This window comes from Methylobacterium sp. 001424705, from assembly GCF_059816145.1.
This window is the reverse complement of the sequence record NZ_JCBANU010000027.1, coordinates 16,538-31,537: the sequence shown is the minus strand read 5'-3', so window position 1 is coordinate 31,537 and position 15,000 is coordinate 16,538. Positions and strand designations below refer to the sequence as shown.

Genomic DNA, 15,000 nt, shown 5'->3' with positions numbered 1-15,000 from the left:
CGCCCCGTTTTGCGTTTCAGCGAAGCCAAGCCTTGAGGCGCCGCACCGCATCGACGCAATCGGCGTGCGAGCCCGCGAACGAGAAGCGGACGTGGTGGCCGCCATCCTGCCCGTCGAAATCGAGTCCCGGAGTCGCGGCGACCCCGGCTTCGTCCAGCATCCGCCGGCAGAATGCCACCGAATCGTCGGTGAGGTTCGAGGCGTCGGCGTAGAGGTAGAAGGCCCCGTCGGCCGGGTGCGTCCGCCCCAGGCCAAGGCCCGGGAAGGCGTCGAGGAGAAGGGCGCGGTTGGCCGCGTAGCCCGCGCGCACCGCCTCGACCTCGCCCACGGCGTCGAAGGCCGCCAGCGCCGCGACCTGCGAGAGATAGGGCGCCGAGATGTAGAGGTTCTGCGCCAGCCGCTCGACGGGCCGGGCGAGCCAGTCCGGCACCACCATCCAGCCGATGCGCCAGCCCGTCATGCACCAGGTCTTCGAGAACGAGTTGATGACGATCGCTTCGTCGTCGTAGCGCAGGGCCGTCTCGGTCGGCACGCCGTAGGCGAGCCCGTGATAGATCTCGTCGGAGATGAAGCGCAGCCCCAGCGCCCGGGACGTGGAACAGAGGTCGGCGAGGCGCGCCGGCTCGATCACGGTGCCGGAGGGGTTGGCCGGGCTCATCACGAGGATGCCGGACAGGGTCTCTCGTTCGTGTAGCGCCTTGAGGGCGGCGCCGGTGGGGGCGAAACGGTCCGCTTCCTGCAGCACCAGGGGGGCCGGGACGAGGTCGAGGGCGTTGAGGAGGCTGCGATAGGCCGGGTAGCCCGGTTGCGGAACCGCGATGCGGGCGCCGGCATCGAACAGGCCGAGGAAGGCGAGCACGAAACCGGCCGAAGAGCCGGTCGTCACGACGATCCGGCTCGGTGAGACCGCGAGCCCGTAGGTTTCGGCGTAGTGGCGTGCGATGCGCTCGCGCAGGGCCGGGAGGCCGAGCGCCTGGGTGTAGGGCAGTGCGCCGGTCGCGAGAGCCGCCTGTGCAGCCGCGATCACCGCGCGCGGGGCCGGTGCCGAGGGCTGCCCAACCTCCATGTGCACGACGGCCTCCCCGCGCGCCTCGCGGGCGGCGGCGGCCGACATCACGTCCATGGCGAGGAACGGGGCGACGCGGGCCGCGCGTTCGGAGGGCAGGTTCGGTGAGAGGATCAGGGGCTGGCTCATCGGCTCCGTCATAGCGGCTGCGCCGCGCGAGGGCCAAACCTGCCATTCGGTGATTGACCGCCCGCCGCGAAAACGCCTAACCCGGCCGCTAACCGCATGTCGCATCGACGACACGACCCCCGATGGCCGGCCTACGTCTGACCGGTCCCGCCCCGCGAGGACGTATGCCCCTCTTCCGCTCCCTGCTCTCCGCCACGATCTTGGCCGGCACCCTCGGCGCCGCGGTGGCTCAGACCACCCCGAGCCAGCCCGCCCCGGCCGCCGCCTTCACGGATGCGCAGCGCCAGGCGATCGAGGGGATCATCAAGGATTACCTCGTCAAGAATCCCGAGGTTCTGCAGGAGGCGATCGCCGAGGGCGAGCGCCGGCAGCAGGAGACCCAGAAGCTGGCCCAGTCGGCGGCCCTGAAGGAATCCCGCGAGGCTCTGGTCAACTCGCCCCACGGCGTCGTGGCGGGCAATCCCGCGGGTGACGTCACGCTGGTCGAGTTCTTCGACTACAATTGCGGGTATTGCCGCAAGGCGCTCTCGGACATCCAGGCCCTGATCAAGGGGGACCCGAAGCTGCGCGTCGTCCTGAAGGACTTCCCCGTGCTCGGCGCCGAATCCCTGGAGGCCAGCAAGATCGCGCTCGCGGCCAAGCAGCAGCTCAAGGGCGACAAGATCTTCGAATTCCATACCAAGCTCCTGGAATCGAAGGGCCGGGTGAACGGCGAGCGCGCCGTGGCCGTGGCGAAGGAGATGGGCCTCGACGTCACCCGCCTGATGAAGGACGCGCAGGGCCCCGAGGTGAAGGCCGCCCTGTCCGAGAATGTCGGCCTCGGCGACAAGCTCGGCCTGTCGGGCACGCCCGCCTTCGTCATCGGCGACGAGATCATTCCCGGCGCGGTCGGCCTCGAGCCGATCCGCAAGACCATCAGCGACGTGCGCCAGTGCGGCCACGCCAGCTGCTGAGCCCTCGACGTCCAGACCCGAGTCGTCGCTGCCGGGCGTGTTCCGCCCGGCCATGGCATCCGCCAGCGACCCTAGCCGCACCCTCCGCCTGACCTGAAGACGACCGAGCCGATGCCCAAGGAGCCGATGTCCAAGAACGACCCCTTCGATCCGGAGCTCGTCCGCGAGCTCGCCAAGCTCATCAACGAGACCGATCTCAGCGAGATCGAGGTCGAGAAGGGGGATCTGCGCATCCGCGTCGCCCGCCGCATCGAGGCGGTTCAGGTGCAGGTCGCGGCTCCCGCGCCGGCCCCGGTGCCCGCGATGGCCGCCGTCGCCGCGCCGCTTCCGGTCCCCGGTCCCGGGGGCGGCCTCGACCGCAAGGCCGGTGCCGGCCATCCCGGCTCGGTCCCCTCCCCCATGGTGGGTACCGCCTATCGCCGGCCCTCGCCCGAGGCGAAGCTGTTCGTCGATGTCGGCTCGAAGGTCGAGGCGGGCGACAAGCTCCTGCTCATCGAGGCGATGAAGACCTTCAACGAGATCGTTGCGCCCCGCGCCGGCACCGTCACCGCCGTCTTCGTCGAGGACGGCCAGCCCGTCGAGTTCGGCGAACCCCTCCTCGTCATCGAGTGAGCAGGGCCGCACCCATGTTCGATAAGATCCTGATTGCCAACCGGGGCGAGATCGCCCTGCGCATCCTGCGTGCGGCCAAGGAACTCGGGATCGCCACCGTGGCGGTCCACTCCACCGCCGACGCGGATGCGATGCATGTGCGCCTCGCCGACGAGAGCGTCTGCATCGGGCCGCCGGCGGCCCGCGACAGCTACTTAAACATTCCCTCGATCATCGCGGCTTGCGAGATCACCGGGGCCGACGCCGTCCACCCGGGCTACGGCTTCCTCTCCGAGAATGCGCGCTTCGCCGAGGTGCTGGCCCACCACAATATCGGCTTCATCGGCCCCAAGGCGGAGCACATCCGCATCATGGGCGACAAGATCGAGGCCAAGCGGACCGCCAAGCGCCTGGGAATCCCTTGCGTGCCCGGCTCCGAGGGCGGCGTGGAGGATCCCGAGGAAGCCAAGCGGATCGCCGCCGAGATCGGCTATCCGGTCCTGGTCAAGGCGGCTTCCGGCGGCGGTGGCCGCGGTATGAAGGTCGCGAGGTCCGAGGCCGATTTGGAGCAGGCCCTCGGCATGGCCCGCACCGAGGCCAAGGCGGCCTTCGGCGACGATGCTGTCTACCTGGAGAAGTACCTGGAGAAGCCGCGACACATCGAGGTTCAGGTGCTTGGCGACGGGCGCGGCAACGCGGTTCACCTCGCCGAGCGTGACTGCTCCCTGCAGCGCCGGCACCAGAAGGTCTGGGAGGAAGGCGGCTCGCCGGCTCTCAACGCCGACATGCGCGCCGAGATCGGCGGCATCTGCGCCCGCGCGATGCAGGACCTGCAATATCTCGGCGCCGGGACGGTGGAGTTTCTCTACGAGGACGGAAAGTTCTACTTCATCGAGATGAACACCCGCATTCAGGTCGAGCATCCCGTCACCGAGATGATCACCGGCATCGACTTGGTGAACGAGCAGATCCGCGTCGCCGCCGGTCTGCCTCTGTCGATGACGCAGGACGAGATCAAGGTCGAGGGGCACGCCATCGAGTGCCGCATCAATGCCGAGCATCCGGCGACCTTCCGTCCCTCGCCGGGGCTCATCACCTATTTCCATCCGCCCGGCGGGCTCGGCGTGCGCGTGGATTCGGCCGTGTTCCAGGGCTATCGCATTCCGCCGAACTACGACTCGCTGATCGGCAAGCTGATCGTGCACGGACGCACGCGCAACGAGTGCCTCATGCGCCTGCGCCGCGCCCTCGACGAGTTCGTGGTCGACGGTGTCGACACCACCCTGCCGCTGTTCCGGACCCTGGTGCGCAATGCGGATGTCCAGAACGGAGAGTACGACATCCATTGGCTCGAGGGGTTCCTGGCCGATGGCGGCCTCGACGAACCGTCGGCGCCGTAAGCCGGGGGGGAACAGCGCCGGCGCAGATTCGTTTTCCAGCATCTGCCCAGGCTCGATCGCGGGATTTGCCGCCGGGCCGCCCTGCAAGGAATACCCACCGCGTGCGCCTGACCATCCCGCTTCTCGCCGGCCTCCTTCTCGCCGGTCCCGCCCTCGCCCAATCGCCCTCCGGCAATGTCGGCCAGCCCGAGCGGGCGGTACCGCAGGCGGGTGGAACCACCCGCGGACCGATCGACAACCCCTCGACCCGCGACATGGCGCCGGTCCCGGGCGCAGCGACGGCCCCGGCCGGCGAACGCGGCATGAGCGCCGGCGCAGGCGCGGTCGATTCGGCCAAGGGCGGCAATGCCAACGACACCAACCGCGGCGTGCCGAACACAGGTACGACGTCCGGCGGCCCCGCCCGCTAATCGGACAACCCGTCGCGGCGGGTCTGCCCTGATTGTTCGATCCCGAGCCGGCCCCGAAACGGGCCGGCTTTTTCGTGCCGGTCCGCTCCCCTGGCGGGTCATCGACCACCCATGTGCGTTCACGCACAACCAAATTGCGCGTGAATGAGATTCAAGCTGATCCGGATCATCTCTTTCACGCTGAGCTCCGTTCGCGGATTGGCCCAATCTGAGCCGTTGCGACGACGTTCGCTTGTTCCTTGGGAATGATCTCAACACTTTCCAGGCCCGTCGCCTGCGACCGATTGCCAGCGAAGGAAGTGCCGGAACGCTTTGATCCGTCACGACTTCCTCCCCCAGATCAGTCAGGCGGAGCCGGAGCGGGCCTTTCGAGCCCCGAAGCGACCTGCTCCGCCGGAGACCGAATTCCTAACGACCGACTTCCCGAAAGATTCCGATGCGCACCTTCAGCCTGACCTTCGTCGCCGCCTCCCTGATTGCCTCTGCCGCCCTGGCGCAGTCTCCGTCCGGCAATGTCGGCCAGCCCGAGCGGGCCGTTCCGCAGGCCGGCAACACCACCCGTGGCCCGATCGACAATCCGTCGGCCTACGGCGCCTACCGCAACGCCGATGGCCGCGTCGACATGGACGTGACCGGTTCGGTGGTCGAGGCGCCCTACACCACCAACCGCGAGGCGATCTTCGAGGATTCCGCGAAGGGCGGGAACGCCGAGCAGCCGAATCGGATTGTGCCGAATCTCGGCACCACCTCGGGCGGCCCGAATTTCTAAGCATCCCCGCCGTGTGGCATGCGAGGGCGGAACCGAGAGGTTCCGCCCTTTTTCGTGAATCGGGCGCCCCGTGCGGCGCGCCTCCCTCTGGCCTTCCACGTGGCACCGCTTCAAACTCCGCTCATGTATGATGGCGACCGCGTCGAGATCACGCCCGAGATCCTGTTGAAGGCGTATGCGGCCGGCATCTTTCCCATGGCGGAGGATGCCGACGATCCGGCCATCTACTGGGTTGAACCACGGGCGCGCGGCGTCCTGCCCCTCGACGCCTTCCATGTCGCCAAGCGTCTCGCGCGAACCGTGCGGTCGGACGTGTTCGAGGTCCGAACCGATCAGGATTTCGATGCGGTCATCGCCGGCTGCGCCGCGCCGCGGGGTGATGCCCAGCGAACCTGGATCAATGGCCGGATCCGCGAGCTCTACGGTGCCCTTTTCGAGGCCGGGCATGCCCACACGGTGGAGGTGTTCCTCGACGGCCAGCGGGTCGGCGGCCTCTACGGCGTCTCCCTCGGAGCCGCCTTCTTCGGGGAGAGCATGTTCCACACCGTCCGCGACGCCTCGAAGGTCGCCCTGGTGCATCTCGTGGCCCGTCTGCGCGCGGGCGCCTACCGCCTCGCCGACACGCAGTTCGTGACCGATCACTTGATGCAGTTCGGCGCGGAGGAACTCCCGCGCCACATCTACAAGCGGCGCTTGGCCGAGGCGATCGACCAACGGGCAGACTGGACCGTCTGGCCCGGGGACGGATCGGTGCGCGGGCAACAGGTTTTGGACGCGTTAGCCCTCGGCTGACGCGCGTCGGTGCATCCTAACGGAACAGGGCGTCGAACAGCGACTGCGGCTGCTGCGGCGGCGGCGCCGGGGCCGGCCCCTCGTTCGACGGGAAGAACTTGCGCGAGGGCTTCTGCCTGGGCTGGACCGGCACCCCGCGCGGCGCTTCCACATCCACCTGGCCGTTCGGATTCACCTGCTGGGCGGTCCGGGTGGCGTCCTGGCCGCTCTTTGGACGCCGGGTCTTCTCCGGCTTCGAGGCCATGGCGGGCACATCTTCCTGCTCGCGCGCCTCGGCGATCACGTCGGAGCCGCCCTTACAATCGACGAGCCAGACATCGTAGATCGGATGCTCGATGGCGTGCAGGCCGGGGCTCGACGCGAACATCCAGCCGGTGAAGATGCGGCGATACTTGTTGTCGAGGGTAACCTCGTCGACCTCGAGGAAGCCCGTGGTCTTCGGGCTCTCGGTCGGCGGGCGGCTGTAGCAGACCCGCGGCGTCAGCTGCAGGGCGCCGAACTGCACGGTCTCGTCCACCGCCACTTCGAAGGAAACGATGCGCCCGGTGATCTTGTCGAGGCCCGAGAACACCGCGGTGGGGTTCTTGATCTTGTCGGCGGCAGCCGGGAGGCCGGAGAGGCCGATCGCAACCGACGCGAGGAGGAGGCGCTTGACCACGGAGCGAGACGATCCTGCTGTGCTGCGGCTCACGGACGACCCTCCTCGCTGGCGCCCCGGGCGGGCGCGACGATGCGAGGTCTTCATAAGCGCGCGAAGATTGGTGGAAAAAGGGCCGGCCCCTGACCGGAGGGCCTGCCCTCAGTTGCCCGGGCTCCAGGGCACGTAGTCGCCGGTGGCGGCGGGGCGCTGGCCGACATTCAACTGCGAGCCGCGCGGGCGGTAGGCGCCGCTGGTGCCGGTCAGGTTCTCCACGTAGGGCTTCTGCCAGGCCCGCGGCGTGTAATCCTGTTCGCTCGGGGGCACGTCGCCGTTGTGACAGAGCCAAGCGCGCCAGCCCGGGGGCACCTTCGAGGCGTCGGCATATCCGTTATAGACCACCCAGCGCCGCTCGGTGCCGACGGAACGGTCGATCAGCGGCCCCTGCGCCCGGTAGTAGACGTTGCCGAGATCGTCCGCGCCGACGCGCTGACCGCTGCGCGCCGTGTAGAGCGCGAGCGACATCGTCTGCCCGTTCCACCAGGTGAAGATCCGCAGGAGCGTGTCCTTGAGAGCCATCGCGTTCGCCTGAATGGGGCACCCGCGCCCCGCCATCGTGTTCCGACGCGGACTATGGTGAGGCGCATGCGTGAAGTCCAGCCGCGCGGCGGCGCCCGCGAGGCGAAGGGCCTGAGCCCGATGCGGCGGAAATCTCACACCCGGCGCCGTTAACCCTGCGGGCACCACCGGCGAGGGTGGCACCACCTGTGGGTGGAAAATTTTTCGCCTCCGAATCCATCAAGCGAAAAGGGCACTTACGGATCGGGTCGCGATATCCACAGGAATAAGACGTCACCCACTACATGTAGCTCGGAACAGGCAGTCGGCACACTAGTTATTGACGTGAGGCCCCGGGCTGGCATACCTTCGGATCGTCGCCGAGGCTGTCGCGTCACCGGCGGACCACCGAATTTTCGAGACCCATTCCGGCGCTTCGCGGCGTTCGCGGACGCTTGGCTTCATCATTCTTCGACACGGCGCCGCACTTCTTCAGGCGGCTCGGGAGACAGGTTCCATGCGGTTCGAACGGCGCCATACCACGGCCGGACAATCCCCTTACGCGACGATTCCCTTTCGCAAGACCCTGAGCGAGATCCGGAACCCGGACGGTTCCACGGTCTTCCGCCTCGACGGGATCGAGGTGCCGGAGAGCTGGTCCCAGGTGGCCAGCGACGTCCTCGCACAGAAGTACTTCCGCAAGGCCGGCGTACCGGCGTCCCTGAAGAAGGTCGAGGAGAACGACGTGCCGTCGTTCCTGTGGCGTTCGGAGCCGGATCTCGTCGCGCTGGCCGAGCTGCCCGAGGCCGAGCGCTACGTTTCCGAGATCTCGTCGACGCAGGTCTTCGACCGTCTCGCCGGCTGCTGGACCTACTGGGGCTGGAAGGGCGGTTACTTCACGTCCGAGGCGGACGCCTCGGCCTTCCTCGACGAGCTGCGCTTCATGCTCGCCCGCCAGATGGTGGCGCCGAACTCGCCGCAATGGTTCAATACCGGCCTCCACTGGGCCTACGGCATCGATGGCCCGGCGCAGGGGCACTACTACGTCGATTACCGCACCGGTGAACTGACGAAGTCCGCCTCGTCCTACGAGCACCCGCAGCCGCATGCCTGCTTCATCCAGGGCGTGCAGGACGACCTCGTCAACGAGGGCGGCATCATGGACCTCTGGGTCCGCGAGGCGCGCCTGTTCAAGTACGGCTCGGGCACCGGCTCGAACTTCTCGCTGCTGCGCGGCGAGAACGAGAAGCTCGGCGGCGGCGGCAAGTCCTCCGGCCTGATGTCCTTCCTCAAGATCGGCGACCGGGCCGCGGGTGCGATCAAGTCGGGTGGCACCACCCGGCGCGCGGCCAAGATGGTCATCGTCGACATCGACCATCCGGATATCGAGCAGTACATCGACTGGAAGGTGAAGGAGGAGCAGAAGGTCGCTGCCCTCGTCACAGGCTCCAAGATCGTCTCCAAGCACCTGAGCGCGGTGATGAAGGCCTGCACCCAGTGCGAGGCCGAGGGCGATGCCTGCTTCGACCCCGAGCGCAATCCCGTCCTGAAGAAGGCCGTCAAGGCCGCCCGCAAGGACGCGGTACCGGATTCCTACACGAAGCGCGTGATCCAGTTCGCCCGCCAGGGCTTCACCAAGATCGACTTCCCCGTCTACGACACCGACTGGGATTCGGAAGCCTACCTCACCGTCGCCGGCCAGAACTCCAACAACTCGGTCTCTCTCACCGACGACTTCCTGCGCGCGGTCGAGTCCGATGCCGACTGGAACCTCACCGCCCGCACCACCGGCAAGACCACGAAAACCGTGAAGGCCCGCGACCTTTGGGAAAAGATCGGTGAGGCCGCCTGGGCCTCGGCCGATCCGGGCCTGCACTTCAACACGACGATGAACGACTGGCACACCTGCCCGGCGGGCGGCCGGATCCGGGCGTCGAATCCGTGCTCCGAATACATGTTCCTCGACGACACCGCCTGCAACCTGGCCTCGGCCAACCTGCTGACGATGTACGACCGCGCCACGAACCACTTCGACGTCGCGACCTTCGAGCATCTCAACCGCCTCTGGACGGTCGTGCTCGAGATCTCGGTGATGATGGCGCAGTTCCCCTCGAAGGAGATCGCAGAGCTCTCGTACCGCTACCGCACCCTCGGTCTGGGCTACGCCAATATCGGCGGCCTGCTGATGAGCATGGGCCTGCCCTACGACTCCGAGAAGGGTCGTGCGCTGGCCGGCGCCCTCACGGCGATCATGACCGGCGTGGCCTACGCCACCTCCGCCGAGATGGCCGGCGAACTCGGGGCCTTCCCGGCCTACGAGGAGAACGCGGATGCCATGCTCAAGGTGATCCGCAACCACCGTCGCGCCGCCCACGGCGACGCGGAGGGCTACGAGTTCCTTTCGATCGCCCCGGTGCCCCTCGATCTGGCCAACGTGCCCCAAACCGACATCGCCGAGCGGGCGAAGCACGCCTGGGACCGCGCCCTGGCGCTGGGCGAGGAGCACGGCTACCGCAACGCTCAGGCGACCGTCATCGCGCCCACCGGCACAATCGGCCTCGTGATGGATTGCGACACCACCGGCATCGAGCCGGACTTCGCCCTGGTGAAGTTCAAGAAGCTCGCTGGCGGCGGCTACTTCAAGATCATCAACCGCGCGGTGCCGGATGCCCTGCGCACCCTCGGCTACCGGGAATCCGAGATCGCCGAGATCGAGGCCTACGCGGTCGGCCACGGTTCGATGGGCCAGGCGCCGGCGATCAACCCCGGGTCGCTCCGCGCCAAGGGCTTCACCGACGACAAGCTCGCGGCGGTGGAGGCGGGCCTGAAGTCGGCCTTCGACATCAAGTTCGTGTTCAACCGCTGGACCCTGGGCGACGACTTCCTGAAGGACGTGCTCAAGGTTCCGGCCGAGAAGCTTGCCGATCCGACCTTCGAGATCCTGCCCTTCCTGGGCTATTCGAAGAAGGACATCGAAGCGGCCAACACCCACATCTGCGGTGCGATGACCCTGGAGGGTGCGCCCTTCCTCAAGCCGGAACACTACGCGGTGTTCGATTGCGCCAACCCGTGCGGCCGCATCGGCAAGCGCTACCTCTCGGTGGAGAGCCACATCCGCATGATGGCGGCGGCGCAGCCCTTCATCTCGGGCGCCATCTCCAAGACCATCAACATGCCCAACGACGCGACGGTCGAGGATTGCAAGAACGCTTACAAGCTGTCCTGGACCCTGGCCCTCAAGGCCAACGCCCTCTACCGCGACGGCTCGAAGCTCTCGCAGCCCCTGAACTCGGCCCTGATCGCCGACGAGGACGACGACGCCGAGGACTTGGTCGAGGCGCTGATCGCGGCCCCGGCCGCCGCCAAGGCCGCGCAGGTCGCGGAGAAGATCGTCGAGCGGGTGATCGAGCGCGTCGAGCGCATCCGCTCCCGCGAGAAGATGCCCCATCGTCGGAAGGGCTACACCCAGAAGGCGGTCGTGGGCGGGCACAAGGTCTACCTGCGGACCGGCGAGTACGATGACGGTCGCCTCGGCGAGATCTTCATCGACATGCACAAGGAAGGCGCCACCTTCCGCAGCCTGATGAACAACTTCGCTATCGCGATCTCGCTTGGGCTCCAGTACGGCGTGCCGCTGGAGGAATACGTCGAGGCCTTCACTTTCACCCGCTTCGAACCCGCGGGCTTCGTGCAAGGCAACGACGCGATCAAGAACGCGACTTCGCTCCTCGACTACGTCTTCCGCGAGCTCGCCGTGTCCTACCTCGGCCGCGCGGATCTGGCCCACGTCAACCCGTCCGAGATCGGAGGCACGGTGATCGGCGGCGGCGAGACCGACACCACCCGCGAGCCCGGCCGGACGGAAGCCACCGCCTCCAGCGTCGTCTCCCGCGGCCTCCTGCGTGGCTCGGCCGACCGGCTCACCCTGATCCAGGGCGGACCCGCCGGCGGCACCGTCGGTGTCGGCGCGGCAAGCGCTGGCCAGACCACCCCCGCCGGCGGCGTGGTCCATGCGCTGCGCGGTGCCACGGCTTTGAAGGCCGAGCCGGTCCAGGCCGGCCAGGCCGAGGCCCTGGTCAACGCCTTGCCCTTCGCCAAGTCCGACCCGATCAAGCCCGAGCGCACGGTCTCCGATCGCCGCGCCGAGGCGAAGATGAAGGGCTACGTCGGCGAAGCCTGCCCGGAATGCGCGAACTTCACGCTCGTCCGGAACGGCACCTGCCTGAAGTGCGACACCTGCGGCTCGACGACCGGCTGCTCGTAAGTCTCGGGAACCTTCGGAACGGCCGCGCGATCCCCATCGCGCGGCCGTTTCGCGTGACGGGAACGGAACCCATCCATGCCTGCCTCGCCGCCCAGCGCCGTGGTGATCGGCGCCTCCGGCGGGATCGGCCGGGCCCTCGTCGCCGGCCTCGTGGGCCGGGGGACCTACGGATCGGTCTTCGCCCTCTCGCGGTCGGGGACCGTCGAGGCTGGGCCCGTGGCGGTGGGACCGATCGACCTGACCGATGAGGCGTCCGTCCGTATCGCGGCCGAGCGCGTCGGGCGTCACGGTCCGGTGGGCCTTGTCGTCGTCGCTGCGGGGCTCCTCCACGGGTCCGGCGTCGCGCCCGAGAAGGCGATCCGGACCCTGGATCCGGCGGCCATGGCCGCGGTCTTCGCGGTGAACGCGATCGGTCCGGCCCTGGCGGCCAAGCACTTCCTGCCGCTGATGCCGCGCGCCGGGCGCAGCGTCTTCGCCGCGCTGTCGGCGCGGGTCGGCTCGATCTCCGACAATCGTCTCGGTGGCTGGTACGCCTACCGCGCGTCGAAGGCGGCCCTGAATCAGATCCTGCGCACCCTTGCGATCGAGGCACGCCGCACCCACCCCGATGCGATCGTGGCGGGCCTGCATCCCGGCACCGTGACCACGGCCCTGTCCGAACCCTTCCGACCGGACCCCAACACCCCCGGTCTGTTCACCCCCGAGACGAGCGCGGCGCACCTGCTGCGGGTGATCGAGGGGCTCGGGCCGGAGGATACGGGCGGGGTCTTTGCCTGGGATGGACGCCGCGTTCCCGCCTGATCCGGTTCCGGGCCCCGCATGGGGACCGGAAGGACCGATGTCGCTCCCCGGCAACGGCGCGAACCATACGGACGAGGCAGGAAGGTCCGATGTCGGACGAACGATGTCGCCCCGGCGAGGATGGTGCTAGACCGAAGCAGGTCCTGTCGGCCGGGCGATCCGCCGTCGGCGCGCGGCCGGGAGCAACATCGTGCCGGACTGCGCTGGCCCTCCAGGCCTCTCGACCTTGGCGGATGCCGGGACGACCCCCTCGCAAAGGCGATTCGCGGTTGCGGTCGCCGCCGCCTTCGGGCTTCTGACGCTCGCCCTCCTGCCCATCGTGGCGGAGCCGATGGGCGCGATGCCGGGATTCGTCCCGAGCTACCAAGCCGCGCTGATCACGGTCTACGCGGTCACAACCTGCCTTTTCTTCGCGCAATACCGGCGCACCCGGTCGGTGCCGCTGCTGGTTCTCGCCGCCGGCAGCCTGTTCACGACACTCATCGTCGCGGTTCAACTCCTCAGCTTCCCGGGCCTGTTCGGACCGGGACGGATTATCGGCTCGGGGCCGGGCACCACGACCTGGCTCTGGACCCTATGGCATGTGGGGCCGCCGCTCTTCGCCCTGCCCTACGCGATCATGGAGGGCGACCGGCGCCCGCGCCTCGTGCCGCACGCCCGGGTCGGGGCCGTCGGCGGCCTCACCGCCCTGGCCGTCGCAGCCGCCGCCGGTGGGCTGAGCTGGATCGTCGTTGCCTACGTCGACTATCTGCCCCGCAGCGTCGAGGGCGACAATTACTGGCTGCTGACCACGTCGGGAGTCGGTCCGGCCGTGGTGCTCCTCACGGTGGCGGCCCTTGCGACCCTGTGCTGGCGCACGCGCCTGCGCACCGTGCTGCAGCTCTGGCTCGCGGTTTCGCTGCTGCTCCTCGTCTTCGACAACCTCATCACTCTGCCGGGCGCCGCTCGAGGTACGGTGGGCTGGTTCGCCGGGCGGCTGGAGGCCCTGGCGGCCGGCATCGTCGTCCTGGCCATCTACCTGCGCGAGGTCGACGTCCTCTACGGCGCCGCGGAGGCGGCCGCCGTCCAGAGCGAGCGCCAGCGGGCCGAGCTCGAGATTGCCCGCGACAACGTCGCGATCGCCCTCGAGGCCGCGGATATGGGCAACTGGACCCTCGACCTCCGGACCGGGGCCTCCGTTCGCACGCTGCGGCACGACCGCATCTTCGGCTACGACAGCCTGCTTCCGCGCTGGGGCCTCGCCGACTTCCTGGGGCATGTGGTCGTTGACGACCGGGCGCTGGCGGAAGCCGCCATGGCGCGGGCGCAGGTGGAGAACACCCTCTGTTTCCAGTGTCGCATCACCCGGGCCGGGGACGGTGCCGAGCGCTGGATCGACGTGCGCGGCCGGCTCTATCGGGACCCGGATGGAACCCCCGCCAGCATGGCCGGCGTGGTCATCGACACCACCGATCGGCACGAGGCCGAGCAGCGCCTCAGCCAGGCGCAGAAGATGGAGGCGATCGGCCAGCTCACGGGTGGTGTCGCCCACGACTTCAACAACCTCCTCACGGTCATCGTCGGAAACCTCGACATGATCGTGCGCCGGCCCGACAACGCCCAGCGGGTCGAACGGCTGGCGACCTCGGCGATGACGGCGGCCCGGCGCGGAGCCGAGGTCACCGAGAAGCTCCTGTCGTTCTCGCGCCGGCAGGTCCTGCGACCCGAGACCGTCAATCCCAACCACCTCATCAAGGACTTCCAGGGCCTGCTGCAGCGCGCGGTCGGCGAGACCGTCGACATCGTCCTCGACCTCGACGCGGCCCTCGATCCCGTCCGCCTCGATCCCGGACAGTTCGAGAGCGCCATCCTGAACCTCGCGGTGAATGCCCGCGACGCCATGCCGAGTGGCGGCACCCTGACGATCCGGACCGAGAACCTGTCCCTCACCCCGGAGCGCCGGGCGGCCTGGCCCGATCTGTCCCTCGGCGATTACGTCCGCGTCACGGTCACGGATACCGGCCTCGGCATGGATGCGGCCACGGCCGCCCGAGCCTTCGAGCCGTTCTTCACCACCAAGGATGTCGGGAAAGGCACCGGGCTCGGTCTCAGCCAGGTCTACGGCTTCGCGCGCCAGGGCGGCGGGCAGGTCCGGGTCGCGAGCGTGCCGGGCCAGGGCACCAGCATCACCATCGACCTGCCGCGCTCGGCCGAGCCGGTCGTGCAGGCCGCCCGGACGGACGGGCTCCTGCCCCTGCGTCGGGCCGCGGAGGGCGAGGTCGTCCTGGTGGTCGAGGACGAGGCCGCCGTGCTGGAGATGGCGGTGGAGAGCCTGTCGGAACTCGGCTACCGGACCCTCACCGCCACCCATGCGGCCGAGGCGCTGGAACGCCTCAAGGGACCGGAGCGCATCGACATCCTGTTCTCCGACGTGGTCATGCCCGGCGGGATGAACGGCGTCGAGCTCGCGACCCACGCTCGGTCCCTGCGTCCCGGTCTGCGGGTGCTGCTCGCCTCGGGCTATACCGGCTCGGCCCTCGGCGAGCAGGGCGTTCCCGTCGACCTGCCGCTCCTCAGCAAGCCCTACCGGCGCGAGGATCTCGCCGACAAGCTGCGTCTGGTGATGGTCGGACGCTGACGTCGGTACCGGT

The 15,000-nt window shown here is 68.7% G+C and carries 12 protein-coding genes; 9 read left to right on the top strand and 3 right to left on the bottom strand.

All coding sequences use genetic code 11. The features are described 5' to 3' along the window. Positions 1-16: 16 nt before the first annotated feature. Positions 17-1,195, bottom strand: coding sequence for a pyridoxal phosphate-dependent aminotransferase (locus AC6EUL_RS18720; RefSeq protein WP_499871903.1), 1,179 nt, complete (start codon positions 1,193-1,195; stop codon positions 17-19). Positions 1,196-1,359: 164 nt separating this feature from the next. On the opposite strand from AC6EUL_RS18720, the gene AC6EUL_RS18715 reads away from it, so the two are divergent. From AC6EUL_RS18715 to aat, 6 genes are all read left to right on the top strand, one after another. Further along, positions 1,360-2,148, top strand: a complete 789-nt coding sequence (locus AC6EUL_RS18715; RefSeq protein ID WP_056380559.1) for a DsbA family protein — start codon at positions 1,360-1,362, stop codon at positions 2,146-2,148. 126 nt (positions 2,149-2,274) lie between these two features. Beyond that, positions 2,275-2,760, top strand: a complete 486-nt coding sequence (gene accB, locus AC6EUL_RS18710; protein ID WP_056214026.1) for an acetyl-CoA carboxylase biotin carboxyl carrier protein — start codon at positions 2,275-2,277, stop codon at positions 2,758-2,760. A 14-nt stretch (positions 2,761-2,774) separates the two neighbouring features. Beyond that, entirely contained in the window at positions 2,775-4,139 is a 1,365-nt protein-coding gene (gene accC / locus AC6EUL_RS18705) for an acetyl-CoA carboxylase biotin carboxylase subunit (protein ID WP_056213926.1), read from the top strand. A gap of 101 nt (positions 4,140-4,240) precedes the next feature. Next, on the top strand, positions 4,241-4,549 hold the full coding sequence (locus AC6EUL_RS18700; RefSeq protein WP_056213929.1) for a hypothetical protein: 309 nt from the start codon (positions 4,241-4,243) through the stop codon (positions 4,547-4,549). A gap of 436 nt (positions 4,550-4,985) precedes the next feature. After that, positions 4,986-5,318 (top strand): hypothetical protein, encoded by a 333-nt coding sequence (locus tag AC6EUL_RS18695; protein WP_056380562.1) that lies wholly within the window; start codon positions 4,986-4,988, stop codon positions 5,316-5,318. Between the two features lie 123 nt (positions 5,319-5,441). Then, a complete protein-coding gene (aat, locus tag AC6EUL_RS18690) occupies positions 5,442-6,110 on the top strand; it encodes a leucyl/phenylalanyl-tRNA--protein transferase (protein ID WP_056380564.1) in 669 nt (222 codons plus the stop codon). A 16-nt stretch (positions 6,111-6,126) separates the two neighbouring features. On the opposite strand, the gene AC6EUL_RS18685 is transcribed toward aat, so the two are convergent. Together AC6EUL_RS18685 and AC6EUL_RS18680 are read right to left on the bottom strand one after the other, a co-directional pair. Next, positions 6,127-6,768 carry a DUF2155 domain-containing protein gene (locus AC6EUL_RS18685; protein WP_244472658.1) on the bottom strand — a complete coding sequence of 214 codons (642 nt, stop codon included), beginning with the start codon at positions 6,766-6,768 and terminating at the stop codon, positions 6,127-6,129. Positions 6,769-6,909: 141 nt separating this feature from the next. Next, positions 6,910-7,326 (bottom strand): NADH:ubiquinone oxidoreductase subunit NDUFA12, encoded by a 417-nt coding sequence (locus tag AC6EUL_RS18680; RefSeq protein WP_056213944.1) that lies wholly within the window; start codon positions 7,324-7,326, stop codon positions 6,910-6,912. A gap of 496 nt (positions 7,327-7,822) precedes the next feature. Between AC6EUL_RS18680 and AC6EUL_RS18675 the strand changes: the two genes are divergently transcribed. The 3 genes from AC6EUL_RS18675 to AC6EUL_RS18665 all read left to right on the top strand — a co-directional run bounded on the left by AC6EUL_RS18675 (position 7,823) and on the right by AC6EUL_RS18665 (position 14,987). Next, positions 7,823-11,569 carry a vitamin B12-dependent ribonucleotide reductase gene (locus AC6EUL_RS18675; RefSeq protein ID WP_499871895.1) on the top strand — a complete coding sequence of 1,249 codons (3,747 nt, stop codon included), beginning with the start codon at positions 7,823-7,825 and terminating at the stop codon, positions 11,567-11,569. 75 nt (positions 11,570-11,644) lie between these two features. Continuing rightward, the gene (locus AC6EUL_RS18670) at positions 11,645-12,370 is read left to right on the top strand and encodes an SDR family NAD(P)-dependent oxidoreductase (RefSeq protein ID WP_499871894.1); all 726 of its coding nucleotides are present in this window, start codon (positions 11,645-11,647) and stop codon (positions 12,368-12,370) included. Positions 12,371-12,560: 190 nt separating this feature from the next. Continuing rightward, complete coding sequence (locus tag AC6EUL_RS18665; RefSeq protein WP_499871892.1) at positions 12,561-14,987, top strand: MASE4 domain-containing protein; 2,427 nt, start codon at positions 12,561-12,563, stop codon at positions 14,985-14,987. Positions 14,988-15,000 lie beyond the last annotated feature (13 nt).

What these genes read in the sequence shown, in the direction of transcription:
- AC6EUL_RS18670 (WP_499871894.1), top strand. Translation starts at nt 11,645, where the DNA reads ATGCCTGCCTCGCCGCCCAGCGCCGTGGTGATCGGCGCCTCCGGCGGG.
- AC6EUL_RS18695 (WP_056380562.1), top strand. Translation starts at nt 4,986, where the DNA reads ATGCGCACCTTCAGCCTGACCTTCGTCGCCGCCTCCCTGATTGCCTCT.
- accB (WP_056214026.1), top strand. Translation starts at nt 2,275, where the DNA reads ATGTCCAAGAACGACCCCTTCGATCCGGAGCTCGTCCGCGAGCTCGCC.
- AC6EUL_RS18715 (WP_056380559.1), top strand. Translation starts at nt 1,360, where the DNA reads ATGCCCCTCTTCCGCTCCCTGCTCTCCGCCACGATCTTGGCCGGCACC.
- AC6EUL_RS18675 (WP_499871895.1), top strand. Translation starts at nt 7,823, where the DNA reads ATGCGGTTCGAACGGCGCCATACCACGGCCGGACAATCCCCTTACGCG.
- AC6EUL_RS18720 (WP_499871903.1), bottom strand. Translation starts at nt 1,195, where the DNA reads ATGAGCCAGCCCCTGATCCTCTCACCGAACCTGCCCTCCGAACGCGCG.
- accC (WP_056213926.1), top strand. Translation starts at nt 2,775, where the DNA reads ATGTTCGATAAGATCCTGATTGCCAACCGGGGCGAGATCGCCCTGCGC.
- aat (WP_056380564.1), top strand. Translation starts at nt 5,442, where the DNA reads ATGTATGATGGCGACCGCGTCGAGATCACGCCCGAGATCCTGTTGAAG.
- AC6EUL_RS18680 (WP_056213944.1), bottom strand. Translation starts at nt 7,326, where the DNA reads ATGGCTCTCAAGGACACGCTCCTGCGGATCTTCACCTGGTGGAACGGG.